This is a genomic window from Bifidobacterium sp. ESL0800, from assembly GCF_029395355.1.
In the GTDB taxonomy this organism is placed as follows: Bacteria; Actinomycetota; Actinomycetes; order Actinomycetales; family Bifidobacteriaceae; genus Bifidobacterium.
The window spans coordinates 1,514,683-1,526,914 of the sequence record NZ_CP113913.1; the positions used below are offsets into that span (position 1 = coordinate 1,514,683).

Genomic DNA, 12,232 nt, shown 5'->3' on the forward strand with positions numbered 1-12,232 from the left:
TTTCTTTGCTATCGCGGGCGCGTTGCGGCGACGCGACGGGCGCTGGCAGCCAGAGCGTCGATATGGGCGAGTTCGGCTTTTTGCGCGTCGCTTTGCTGCGGCCGGAACTCGCCATAACGATGCGTGGCAGCGGCGTTGATGAGGAAGTCGGAAACCTTGGGGTTCTTGGGCAACAACGGGCCGTGCATGTAAGTGCCGATGACGTTGCGGACACGGGCGCCTTCACTATGATCCTCACCATTGTTGCCGCAACCCTCGTGGTCGACGCGGCCGAACGGTGTCACGCCGTCACGCAGGAACGTCTGGCCGGAATGGTTCTCGTAGCCGATGACATCGCCGAACTGGTCGGAATGCTCCAGCAGATTGCCGATCATACGCTTCTCGCGGCCTTCGGTATAGACGCCGAAAATGCCGATGCCGTCAAGTTTCGTGCCGTCGATGGTCTCGAAATACTCGCCGAAGAGCTGATACATGCCGCAGATCATCAGCATCGGCACGTCCTGTTGCGCCAAGGCACGCAAAGTGTCCGCCCGTTTGAAGAAGTCATCGGAAATCTTTTCCTGCCCGCTGTCCTGCCCGCCGCCGCCGAGAATCATATCGACATGCTCCGGCCACGGGTCACCTTGGTTATAGGCGTGGATGACCGGCTCGTAGCCATACAGCGCAAGCCGGCGCTTGATGGTGAGCACATTGCCCCAGTCGCCGTAGATGTTCATATCCTTGGGATAGATGGACATCACGTCAATCGGACGGGCAGCCTGTGGCTCTTGCGAATCCTGCGAAGAAGCGTGCGAGGGCCGCATATGTTCGTTCCGGTTTTCGGTCTGATTTTCGGTCTGTTTATCAGCCATCACGTTCACTTCCCCACCCCGGCGTCGGCGACTTCGGCGTATTTGCCGAGCTCCGAGCGCACCTTGAGCATCGCGGTATACGTGCAATAGATATGTTTCGGCGTGCCGGGATCGGTCGTGACGAATTTGCGCACGGCCTCCTCGACGTTCGTATCGGTCTGCCCGACCGTGACACCTTCATATTCCAGCCGCAACGCCATATCCCACGCGCGTACGCCCGATACCATCTTCACACCGGTATCGCGCAGCGAAGTGAAATCGACATCCCAGAGCCAACTCATATCGCGCCCGTCGGCATATTCGTCATTGATGACGATCATCGTATCGTGACCGACAGGTGCGAAACTCGAAAGCGACATCCTGAAACCCATCGGGTTCTTGACCAACAGCAGCTCGACCGGAGCGCCGTCGACCTCGATGACTTCGCCGCGCCCGAAAGCCGGGGTGACGCGTGAAAGGGCGCGCATCAGGCGTTCGTCGCGGGCCCTGGGCAAGGTGGTGTCCGCGTTCTTGATCTGCTCGGTGACCGCACGGACGACCGCGAGCGCCGCAGCCGCGTTGAAGAGATTATAGACGCCCTCGAGCTGGACCGTGGTCTCGAATTCGGCGTCGTCCATCACGAATTCCGCCTCGTGGTCGCCCACACGGCTGAGCACCACATCCGCGAGACGCTGGGAAGCCAACGAATCCGCCAAAGCCAAGGAAGCGGAAACCGTCTCCCGCGCGTCGAGCTTGGGGATAATCCTGTTGCCTGACGAATCGAAGGTATCATGCGGGTTTGGACCGCCTGCCTGTTGGCTGGCTGGCTCGTCAGAAGCCACTGCCGTCCTTACTGCGGACGCCCCGTCTTGACTTGCACAATCAGCCCCACGACCGGAAGATTCCTCGACTACGTCACTTTCGACATGTGCGCTGGTACCTGCGCCAGCAGTGGCAACGGCACTGGCCAATGCCGTGTTGACACCCTGCACATTCGCCGCGGCTTTCTGCGCCGCAGACAAATCCCCGGCATGCATGTCATCGTCGGAGGGGAACAGTTTGCGCAGCTCGTCGGAAAGCCCGAAATAACGGACCTGCGTGCCCTGCGGCACCACGTGGGCGAGCGCTGCGATTCGTCGGTCCTCACGGTTCAAGACCACGGTTCCGGTCGTACTGGCAGCGACGTGGCTTAGGAGCCGGGCCGTATTGTCGATCTCGCCGAAGCGGTCGAGCTGGTCGCGCATGACATTCAGAAGCAAGGAATACCGCGGCTTGACCTGCTGCACGAAATGTACCGCATACGCCTCATCGAGCTCCAGCACCGCGATGTCGGCATCAAGCTTGCCCCCAGCCGAAACTTCGGTCAAGAGCGCCGAAACGACGCCACGGGTGAAGTTGGAGCCGGTGGGGTTGGTGAACACCTTGAGATTGAGGTCGTTCAGGATCGAGGCGATCATGCGGGTGGTCGTGGTCTTGCCGTTGGTTCCCGAAACCAGAACGACGCCGTAAGGCAACTGACCAAGCGTACGCGCCAAAAAAGTCGGGTCGATTTTCTCCACGACTTCGCCAGGCAACGCGCTGCCGCCGTGGTGGAGCAGGCGCGAAAGCCCACGGACGGCCTTGCCGATGGTGGGCGTGGCGAATGCTGTCCAAGGCTTGTGCAGCGTTGAAGTTTCGTTGGACATGTCGTGTTCCTTACCGTCGGCAAGCGCATCTGCGCTGCTGTTGTCACGAATATTCATGATTCATCGACCTTCTATAACCGTACCCGCTGAACCGACGATTGGCCGAAAAGCTTTGTGTGGTATAGCGACCATCAGATCCCCTGGTTGAAATCCTGCGGCATATCGTGGAAGCGGGAGTATTCGCCCTGGAAGGCCAGCGGGAATGTGCCGGTTTTGCCGTTACGGTGCTTGGCCAGGATGATGTCGGCCTCGCCTGGCCGGTCCTCCTCGTTGTAGAAGTCGGGGCGGTGGACCAGGAAAACCACGTCGGCGTCCTGCTCGATGGAGCCGGATTCACGCAAGTCGGCGAGCTGCGGCTTCTTGTCGTTACGCATCTCGGGGCCGCGGTTGAGCTGAGAAAGCGCGACCACCGGCACCTCAAGCTCCTTGGCGAGCAGCTTCAGCGCACGCGAGAAGCCGGAGACCTCCTGCTGGCGGCTCTCCTCCTGCTTGCCCGAGCTCATCAGCTGCAGGTAATCGATGATGACCAGCTTCAGGTCGTTGGTCTGCTTCAGGCGACGGCATTTCGCGCGAATCTCCATCAGGCTCATGTTCGGGCTGTCGTCGAGGAAGAGCGGCGCGTTCTGCATGGCGGTCCAGAAGTCGTTCAACGTGTTCCAGCGCTCCGGGGTCAAACTGTCGTTGTCCGCGCGGCGCAGGGCGACCAGCGGGATGCCGGTTTCGGCGGAGATGATACGCTGGGCCAGCTCGGTTTTGCTCATTTCAAGCGAGAAGATGACGGTGGTCAGGTTATTGTGCAGCGCGGCCGAACGCGCGAAATCCACGCCCAGCGTCGACTTGCCCATTGCCGGGCGGCCGGCGACCACGATCATCTGGCCGGGCTGCAGTCCCTGCGTCTCGTCGTCGATGCCCTTGAAACCGGTGGGCACACCCTTCTCAATGGTGCCGTTCTGCAAGGCGTCGAGCTGGTCGAGCGCATCGTGGACCACCGGACCGATGGCCTCGTAATCCTGCCGCACCTTGCCGACGCTCATCTCGTAGACCTCGGACTGGGCCAAATTCACCACATCTTCGGCCTGCGAACCTTCCGCGGAATAGCCGAGCTGTGCGATTTTCGTGCCGGCGGCGATGACATTACGCAGGATGGCCCGCTGGTGGACGATCTCGGCGTAATACGTAGCGTTGGCCGCGGTCGGCACGGCGGCCACCAGGCTGTGCAGGTAATCGGCACCGCCCACCTTTTCGAGGTTGCCGTCTTTTAAGAGCGTGTTGGCGACCAGCACCGCGTCGACGGGCTCCGAGGCCGAAAACAGCGTGATGATCGCTTCGTAGATGGTCTGATGCTTGGGCTGGTAGAAATCGGTGACGTCGATCATCTGCGAGACCTCGCCGATGGCGTCCTTGCTCATCAGCATCCCGCCCAATACGGCCATTTCCGCGTCGTCGTCGTGCGGAGGAACACGGTCGAACAACGTCACATTGCTCGCGGAAGTGTCGCCGTTGAAGGTATCTTTACGTGAATTGAAGTCGCGGTTCGAACGCGTCGAGTCCCAGGAATTTCCGTCAGCCATGCCGTCAAGCTTAACCAAGCTGCCGTAAAAAATCTGCGTTTCGAGGGCTCTTCCTCCGAAAGCTCTACAACATCACAGCAAGAATGTTCGTTTCGGTTTCGACCTCACATTGCGACACGCACGGACTTTTCTGTGTGGATAGAAAAATAAGTTATCCACATTTTGGGCGTGTCACTGGGGACAATGCACAGAGTTATCCACACTATGGGGATAACTCTGTGAACAACATGGGGATAGATACCGCACTCACCGATGTTGACTTGCATAATATCGTATCTCGTGATAGCTTCTTCATCTTTTGAAAAGAGCAACAGCAGATATATTCTCTACACAATTTCGCGACGATATTGCTAAATTCTGTCGTAAAATTACCGATGAAATTCCGCCGAAACAATATCGAAAATCTCCCCGTCGGAACATCCGGCGAGGAGATTACGAAACGTTACGAAGCCCTGTTTAGCCTCAGTCGATATCGGCGCCGAGGGCGGCGAGCTTGCCGCGGAAGTCGGCGTAACCGCGGTCGATCAGGCTGATGCCCTGCACGTTCGACGGGCCCTTGGCCGCGAGCGCCGCGATGAGGTGGCTGAAGCCGCCGCGCAGGTCGGGCACATCGATATCGCGCCCCTCGAGCGGCGTGGGCCCGAAGATGACGGCGGAATGCTTGTAATTGCGCTGCTGGAAGCGACACGGCAGGCTGCCGAGGCATTCGCGGTAGAGCTGGATGGTCGCGCCCATCTTCACCAGCGGCTTGGTGAAGCCGAAACGGTTCTCGTAGACGGTCTCGTGCACGATCGAGAGGCCGTTGGCCTGGGTCAGAGCCACGACGAGCGGCTGCTGCCAATCGGTCATGAAGCCGGGGTGCACGTCGGTCTCGATGGCCACAGGCTTCAAGTCCCCGCCCGGATGCCAGAAACGGATGCCCTCGTCGGTGACGTCGAACTCGCCGCCTATCTTGCGGTAGACGTTCAAGAAAGTCATCATCTCGGGCTGTGTGGCACCTTTCACGAAGATGTCGCCATGGGTGGCCAGCGCGGCCGAAGCCCAACTCGCGGCCTCGATGCGGTCGGTCAGCGCGGTGTGGGTGAAGCCCTTGAGCTCCTTGACGCCTTCGATGCGGAAAGTGCGGTCGACGTCGACGGAGATGATCGCGCCCATTTTCTGCAGCACGGCGACCAAGTCCATGATCTCGGGCTCGGTGGCCGCGCCGGAAAGCTCGGTCTTGCCCTCGGCCTGGACGGCGGCGAGCAGGGTCTGCTCGGTGGCGCCGACGGACGGATAGGGCAGGTGGATCTTCGCGCCGTGCAGGCCGTCGGGCGCGGTGATATGGATGCCGTCGGCATGTTCCTTGTCGACGTTCGCGCCAAGCCGACGCAGGGTCTCCAAATGGAAGTCGATCGGCCGGCCGCCGATATTGCACCCGCCGAGCTGCGGGATAAACGCCTCGCCCAAGCGGTGCAGCAACGGGCCGGAGAAGAGAATCGGAATGCGCGAGGAACCGGAGAGCGTGTCCACGTCGGCCACGTCTGCGAGGCGGACGTTGGTCGCGTCGATCTTCAACGTGCCCTTGTCGTCGTTCCAATCGACGGTCGCGCCGTGCAGACGCAGCAAATCGGAAACCACGTGCACATCGCGAATCTCGGGAACGTTCTTCAGCACGGAGACGCCTGGCGCGAGCAGTGCGGCCACCATGGCCTTGCTTACGAAATTCTTGGCGCCGCGCACCTTGATGGTGCCATTGAGCGGTTTGCCGCCTTCGACGTGCAGGACGTCTTTTGTGGTATCTGCGTTACTTGCCAAAGCCAACCTCTTTCGTTGTCACCACTATGCTACGCGGAGCACACTAATTAGATGTTCATACCCAGTGTGCCACAGCGGTTGTGGCGGCTCGGTGAAGCAAGGTCGAAATGCGCCCGAGGCCGAACGACGATAGACAATCTTTTAGATATGCCCGGCCGCAACACCCTTTCCGGAACATCCCACCGTTTTCAGACCAAGCGCAATAAGATCGCGAATAACCTCCGTTCTTCTCTTACCTTCGCTTTTCGCCACACCTTCAACAGCTTGAAGCTGAGCCTCGCTGAGCCTTATACCGACAGTTCGCATCGGCTCTTTATATAGACGGGGACGGCCGTATCGCCTTCTCGTTTTCGTTCGCCCCGCTCTGCCCACATATATGCCTCGTTGCGCATCATTCGCCCAAGAATCAATGGAATCCATGGAAATGACGTTCCCGTTTTTGTCGTGATATACCATGCTGATTTCCTCCCAAAATATACTGCGTTTCCCATTTGCCGACGTTCATTTCACTGAGAAATTTCTTCGTACACTGCATCGCGTGAAACACAATATACGTTTCGTGTCGATTGTTGTGTCCGTCGCCGGATCCTTCTTCCCTTTCCCGATAATCAATAAAAGCTAGCATTTCGAGCGCACGCCCAGTATCGTCGAAGCCAACTGCCATATACTGCGTAGGCTCTTTGGAAAAACGGGGTGTCAGATGTCGATATCTCTTAAACGCGTATTCGACATTCTTCTTGGTCACATCCGGATGATTTTCAGATACTCTGTCCAAGACCTCGACGTCCACGCTCGCCTCCTTCAATTTCAGTATACATTTTCGTGCACGAAAATCAAAACATGTTAATCAAAAGAATATGGCGGGATGATCAATCCCGCCACTTAACAAAATTGAGCTTTAAGCACCAATGGGTCCGGCCCACAATCCATCATCCTCAACCGGACGGGCGGACCGGACCGGGCGCTCGGGGGCATGACGCTCAGGGAGGGTCTTGGGCTTGAAGGGGAAACGCTCGGCGCGCATCGCCTCGTAGGCGGCGATGGCGTCCTCGTGCTGCAGCGTCAGATCGATGTCGTCGTAACCGTTCATCAGGCGCCAGCGCGTGTAATCGTTGACGTCGAAGGGCAGGGTGACGTCGCCGCAGGTCACGGTGCGCTCCCCCAGATCGACAGTCATGTCGCGGCCTGGTTCCTCCTCCAAGAGCTTCCAGAGCAATTCGACGCTCTCCTGCGGCATGATCGCGGCCAGTACGCCGTTCTTGGCGGTATTGCCGTAGAAGATGTCCGCGAAACGTGGACTGATGATGACGCGGAACCCGTAGTCACGCAGCGCCCACACGGCGTGCTCGCGCGACGAACCGATGCCGAAATCGGGGCCGGCGACCAGAATCCTGCCCTTGCCTTGGTATTCAGGCTTGTTCAGAATGAACTCCGGATCGCGACGCCACGCATAAAACAGCGCGTCCTCGAAGCCTGTCTTGGTCACCCTCTTCAAAAAGACCGCGGGAATGATCTGATCGGTGTCGACGTTCGAACGCCGAAGCGGGACGCCGACGCCGGTAACCTTCGTAAGTTTCTCCATAATATTTTCCTTTTCTATCAATGTCTTCACATACCGATGTCGCTCGCCCGATAACATCGCCAAACTTCACCCGTCCCATATCGCACATTTCGCACACGCCGATGAAATAAGTGCGAATTATCCGGCCCAATCCGCACTTTTTTCACTCGCCGGGTTGAAAAGTGCGAATTACTTGACTAATTCGCACTTTTCGCACACGAAAGTACGGAATGTGCAGGATAGGGAGCCGACCGAGCAGACGCAGTTGCCCGCTACAGGTCGGCGGGGCTGGAGATCGTGCCGCGGATGGCGGTGGCGGCGGCGACCAGAGGGCTGGCCAGGTGCGTGCGACCGCCCTTGCCCTGACGACCTTCGAAGTTGCGGTTGGAGGTCGAGATCGAGCGTTCGCCCGGCACCAGCTTGTCAGGGTTCATCCCCAAGCACATCGAACAGCCGGCGTTGCGCCATTCCGCGCCGAAGTCCTTGAAGATCTGGTCAAGCCCTTCGTCCTCGGCCTGCAGGCGGGCTCGCGACGAGGCCGGCACCACGAGCACGCGGTGGATGGAATCGGCCTTGTGATGGCCTTTCATCACCGAGGCGGCGGCGCGCAGGTCCTCGATGCGGCCGTTGGTGCAGGAGCCGATGAAGACAGTGTCCACCGGAATCGACTTGATCGGGGTTCCAGGCTTCAGCCCCATATATTCCAAGGCGGATTGTGTGGCCTGCCGCTGGTCGGCATCGGCAATGTCAGCCGGATCAGGCACATCGGTGTTGATCGGCGCACCCTGGCCGGGGTTCGTGCCCCAGGTGACGTAAGGAGCCAAGTCGGAGGCGTTGATGGTGACTTCTTTATCGAACGTCGCATCATCATCCGTGCGCAGCGTCTTCCAATAGGCCACGGCCTTATCCCACATCTCGCCGGTCGGCGCGTAGGGACGGCCCTTCAAGTACTCGAACGTGGTCTCGTCGGGGGCGATCATGCCTGCTCGGGCACCGCCCTCGATCGACATGTTGCAGATGGTCATGCGCGCCTCCATGGAGAGTGCGCGAATCGCCGAACCGCGGTATTCGATGACGTGCCCCTGCCCGCCGCCGATGCCGATTTTCGCAATGATCGCCAAAATAATGTCTTTCGCGGTGACACCGCGCGGCAACGTGCCCTCGACGTTGACGGCCATGGTCTTGAACGGCTTCAACGACAAGGTCTGCGTGGCCATGACATGCTCGACCTCGGAGGTGCCGATGCCGAAGGCGAGCGCCCCGAACGCGCCGTGCGTGGAGGTGTGGGAATCGCCGCAGACGATGGTCATGCCCGGCTGGGTGAGCCCCAGGTTCGGCGCGAACGCGTGGACGATGCCCTGGTCGGCGTCGCCCAGCGGATGCAGCAGCACGCCGAATTCCTTGCAGTTGCGTTCCAGCGTCGAAAGCTGCTTGGCGGAGGTCTTGTCGGGATTGGGCTTGTCGATATCGACCGTGGGCGTGTTGTGGTCTTCGGTGGCGATGAGCAGGTCGGTATGGCGCGGTTTGCGCCCGGCCAGTCGCAGGCCCTCGAACGCCTGTGGACTGGTGACCTCGTGCATGAGCATGAGGTCGATGTAGAGCAGGTCCGGGGCACCGTCTTTGCCCTGGTACACCAGATGATCGGCCCATACTTTTTCGGCCAATGTGCTTGCCATACGACCTCCTTCGTCGATTTTGGGGCCGCGACCCCGTCTATAGTTCGATGACAACCGCGCGGATTTTTTCGGCTGCGATAATTCTGAGTATCGGCGTCTGTCAACAATATGGACAACTTTGTTTCATATTTTGAGATGGATACAGTGATAGACCCCACTGTATAATATTCATGTATGGACTCATTATCGAAGGATCCCCAAGCGGCGCGGACCTTACGCGCGCCCCAAGCAACCGGCAATACCACTCAAAATTCGAATCATGCTGCGATTCATGACGAGATTCATTCCGGGGTCGGGGTCCTCGATAAGACCGTCAAGATTCTCGAGGCCCTCGAAAGCGGGCCTTCCACATTAGGACAACTCGTCGCGGCCACCGGTTTGGCACGGCCTACCGCGCATCGCCTGGCCATCGCGCTGGAACGCCACCGCTTTGTGCTGCGCGACCAGCACGGTCGCTTCATCCTGGGCTCGCGTTTCGCCGAACTGGCCACGGCCGCCGGCGAAGACCGACTGCTCACCGCCGCCGGGCCGATCCTCCAGACGCTTCTGGACCGCACCGGCGAATCCGCGCAGATCTACCGCCGCCAGGGCGACCAACGCGTCTGCATCGCCGCCGTCGAACGGGCCAGCGGGCTGCACGATTCCATCCCCGTGGGTGCCATGCTTTCGATGCAGGCCGGCAGCGCCGCGCAGATCCTCGTCGCCTGGGAGGATTCCGAACGGCTGCATCAGGGCCTGCGCCACGCCAAATTCACCACTTCCACGCTGGCGACCGTGCGCCGCCGCGGCTGGGCCGATTCGGTCAACGAACGCGAGGAAGGCGTCTGCTCGGTTTCCGCGCCGATCCGCAATTCCTCCGGCCAGGTCATCGCCGCAATCTCCATCTCCGGGCCGTCCGGACGCATGGGCCCTTCGCCGGGCCGCCGTTACGCCCCGTACGTGATGGCCGGCGGCAAATACCTCACCAACGCGCTGATGAAGGCCAGCGCCGGAAGATAGCCGACACCCAACACACGTTCAATGCGAAACCCGGATAATCGATTGGAATGTCGGTTATCCGGATTTTCGTATATTCCGCCTCAACCGGCGGCTTCTCGGCTCAACCCGCAGCAGCGCGGCTGACTGCCGGCTTCTCGGCTCACTTCTTCAGATGCATCTTGCGCAGGATCTGGGCAAGCAAGCGCGGGCGACGAAGGAGGTTCGTCCCTTCTTTCGCAGCGTCGGGAGTGCCGTTGAGGGCGTACGTGTAGGCTTTGCCGGAACTCGCCTTGCCGACCAGATCGCCGAACTCGAGCAGCTGGGTGCGCGGCTCGTAGGGGTGTCGGATGTCGAATTCGAGCAGACGCGCGGCGCGCTGAGCCGGGGCCGGGCCGTAGGAGCCGAAGCCGCAGGTCGGTGTGGCAACCAGCGTCAGCCCGTCGGTGGTACCGACGAAACGGTTGCGGTGGTCATGGCCGGCGAGCAGCGCGAAATAGCCGTCGCCCGACTTCAAAATGTCGAATTCGCCGGTGTCGGTATCGGGGCAGCTGATGCCCTCGCCGAGGAAGCTGCCGGGCAGTGTCTTATTCTCGTCAATGACGTAATTGTGGCCGGCAAACGTGCGATAGCCCTCTACGGCGTGTGCGGCGGTGGCCGGGACCTCTTTCAGTAAATCGTAATACTGCGGTACAGGGATATGCTGGAATACCATCGATTTGGCACCAATCAGCGACGGGGCGACCTTGAGGAAATCGAGCGCACGCTGGCTCGGCGCGCCATAGCCGCCAAGCTTGCCGTAATCGCCGGAGTTGAAGACCACGAGGCCAAGCACGCTATCGCTTTTACGGTCTTCACTGACAGGCAAAAGGAATGTGCCTGCCTCGCAAGGGTAGATGTATTGGTCCGGCAAGCCGCTGCCGGGCTGCTTGCGGGGACGGTCCGAACGCTTGATTGGAGGCTCGGGATTGAGGCAACCCGGGAATTCGCGATAGATCTCGTCGAGCTCCGCGCAGGAAAGCCCGCACTGAAAATCATGGTTGCCGTAGGTGACCGCCCACGGAATCCTACGCTCGATCAGCGGGGAGAGGAACTGCGAAATCTCTTGGCGCACGAGCTCGCGGGTGTGCTCAAGTTCGGTGTCGCGCTGGCTGGTCGCCGCCGCGCCCATCGGCCATTTCTGCGGTGTCCACGTGCGCTTGCGGAAGGTTTTGGCATAGGCCTGGTCGTAACCGGCGATCTGGTTGCCGGAGAAAATGACGATGTCGGGACGGGAGCTGTCGAGCGCCGCCTCGATGAGCTTGATGGTGTCTTTGTTCACTTTCGGCCCGTCCTGGATATCCGCCAACACCAGGACGCGGAACTTGCCGGAATCGTGGAACTGCAGGCGGCCAAGGCGGGCGGAGACGGAAACGGGCCGCATATCGTCGGGGTCGACAGGACGAATACGAGGTTTCGAAAGATCCGAAGCGGCTCTGTCCGCAAGCGTTAATCCAGCCATTACCTATCCTTTTGCCTGTTTGAAGCGTTACGTCGTGATGTCGCCCATGACATCACGCCATCCCGCATTGCATAACCAACTTACCGCGCCGAACCCGACCTGACAACCCGACGCCCTGCACCGCGTGGCAGCCTTGGCGACACGCCGGGTCTATGGCACCTCCGATATCCCCGATATCCCCAGCAAGGCGACGGCGAAGCGCAGGCGTAGAGCGATAACCGTAGGTACGGAAAAAGCCCCACAACCGTTAAGCTGCGAGGCTTCTGCATCTTTGCTGGGGTACCTGGACTCGAACCAAGAACAACTGAACCAGAATCAGCCGTGTTGCCAATTACACCATACCCCAATTGGCTTGGTGCTGTAGCCGATTAGCAACTATAGCACTTCGTACCTCCAACCGGATTTGAACCGGTGTTGGCGCCGTGAGAGGGCGTAGTCCTAGACCGCTAGACGATGGAGGCTTAACTTATCGCTGCCCTTCCCAAGGCAACAAATGAATAGTCTAGCGAAAACCTGGGCCATGCGCAACCCGGCGTGTTGACTTCGCCTGAAGCCGAACGCAGGCGGCCGTTTCCGGGCATACGACATACGGCATACGACATACGACATGGTGAAACCGCCAGTCCTGAGACCTGG

Annotated in this window: 9 protein-coding genes and 2 tRNA genes; 1 reads left to right on the forward strand and 10 read right to left on the reverse strand. The window is 59.8% G+C overall.

The annotated features are described in order from the left end of the window. Positions 1-8 precede the first annotated feature (8 nt). The 7 genes from OZX75_RS05970 to leuC form a co-directional block, all read right to left on the reverse strand. On the reverse strand, positions 9-737 hold the full coding sequence (locus tag OZX75_RS05970; RefSeq protein ID WP_525930285.1) for a type 1 glutamine amidotransferase: 729 nt from the start codon (positions 735-737) through the stop codon (positions 9-11). Between the two features lie 119 nt (positions 738-856). Next, the gene (locus tag OZX75_RS05975) at positions 857-2,515 is read right to left on the reverse strand and encodes a Mur ligase family protein (RefSeq protein WP_277147461.1); all 1,659 of its coding nucleotides are present in this window, start codon (positions 2,513-2,515) and stop codon (positions 857-859) included. Positions 2,516-2,646: 131 nt separating this feature from the next. Further along, positions 2,647-4,086: a replicative DNA helicase gene (gene dnaB, locus OZX75_RS05980; protein ID WP_277145751.1), complete on the reverse strand. Its 1,440-nt coding sequence runs from the start codon at positions 4,084-4,086 to the stop codon at positions 2,647-2,649. A gap of 462 nt (positions 4,087-4,548) precedes the next feature. After that, positions 4,549-5,883, reverse strand: coding sequence for a UDP-N-acetylglucosamine 1-carboxyvinyltransferase (gene murA, locus OZX75_RS05985; RefSeq protein ID WP_277145752.1), 1,335 nt, complete (start codon positions 5,881-5,883; stop codon positions 4,549-4,551). A gap of 406 nt (positions 5,884-6,289) precedes the next feature. Beyond that, positions 6,290-6,673, reverse strand: coding sequence for a hypothetical protein (locus tag OZX75_RS05990; protein WP_277145753.1), 384 nt, complete (start codon positions 6,671-6,673; stop codon positions 6,290-6,292). Positions 6,674-6,781: 108 nt separating this feature from the next. Continuing rightward, positions 6,782-7,465, reverse strand: a complete 684-nt coding sequence (gene leuD / locus OZX75_RS05995) for a 3-isopropylmalate dehydratase small subunit (RefSeq protein ID WP_277145754.1) — start codon at positions 7,463-7,465, stop codon at positions 6,782-6,784. A gap of 251 nt (positions 7,466-7,716) precedes the next feature. Further along, a complete protein-coding gene (gene leuC, locus OZX75_RS06000) occupies positions 7,717-9,120 on the reverse strand; it encodes a 3-isopropylmalate dehydratase large subunit (RefSeq protein ID WP_277145755.1) in 1,404 nt (467 codons plus the stop codon). A 174-nt stretch (positions 9,121-9,294) separates the two neighbouring features. Between leuC and OZX75_RS06005 the strand changes: the two genes are divergently transcribed. Next, entirely contained in the window at positions 9,295-10,119 is an 825-nt protein-coding gene (locus tag OZX75_RS06005; protein ID WP_277145756.1) for an IclR family transcriptional regulator, read from the forward strand. Positions 10,120-10,258: 139 nt separating this feature from the next. Here the strand turns inward: OZX75_RS06005 and OZX75_RS06010 are convergent, their stop codons facing one another. The 3 genes from OZX75_RS06010 to OZX75_RS06020 form a co-directional block, all read right to left on the reverse strand. After that, on the reverse strand, positions 10,259-11,596 hold the full coding sequence (locus tag OZX75_RS06010; RefSeq protein ID WP_277145757.1) for a metallophosphoesterase: 1,338 nt from the start codon (positions 11,594-11,596) through the stop codon (positions 10,259-10,261). Positions 11,597-11,870: 274 nt separating this feature from the next. Next, positions 11,871-11,942 (reverse strand) — tRNA-Gln (locus tag OZX75_RS06015). A 42-nt stretch (positions 11,943-11,984) separates the two neighbouring features. Continuing rightward, positions 11,985-12,057, reverse strand: a tRNA-Glu gene (locus OZX75_RS06020). Positions 12,058-12,232 lie beyond the last annotated feature (175 nt).

What these genes read in the sequence shown, in the direction of transcription:
- OZX75_RS06005 (WP_277145756.1), top strand. Translation starts at nt 9,295, where the DNA reads ATGGACTCATTATCGAAGGATCCCCAAGCGGCGCGGACCTTACGCGCG.
- leuD (WP_277145754.1), bottom strand. Translation starts at nt 7,465, where the DNA reads ATGGAGAAACTTACGAAGGTTACCGGCGTCGGCGTCCCGCTTCGGCGT.
- OZX75_RS05975 (WP_277147461.1), bottom strand. Translation starts at nt 2,515, where the DNA reads ATGTCCAACGAAACTTCAACGCTGCACAAGCCTTGGACAGCATTCGCC.
- leuC (WP_277145755.1), bottom strand. Translation starts at nt 9,120, where the DNA reads ATGGCAAGCACATTGGCCGAAAAAGTATGGGCCGATCATCTGGTGTAC.
- dnaB (WP_277145751.1), bottom strand. Translation starts at nt 4,086, where the DNA reads ATGGCTGACGGAAATTCCTGGGACTCGACGCGTTCGAACCGCGACTTC.
- OZX75_RS06010 (WP_277145757.1), bottom strand. Translation starts at nt 11,596, where the DNA reads ATGGCTGGATTAACGCTTGCGGACAGAGCCGCTTCGGATCTTTCGAAA.
- OZX75_RS05970 (WP_525930285.1), bottom strand. Translation starts at nt 737, where the DNA reads ATGTCCATCTATCCCAAGGATATGAACATCTACGGCGACTGGGGCAAT.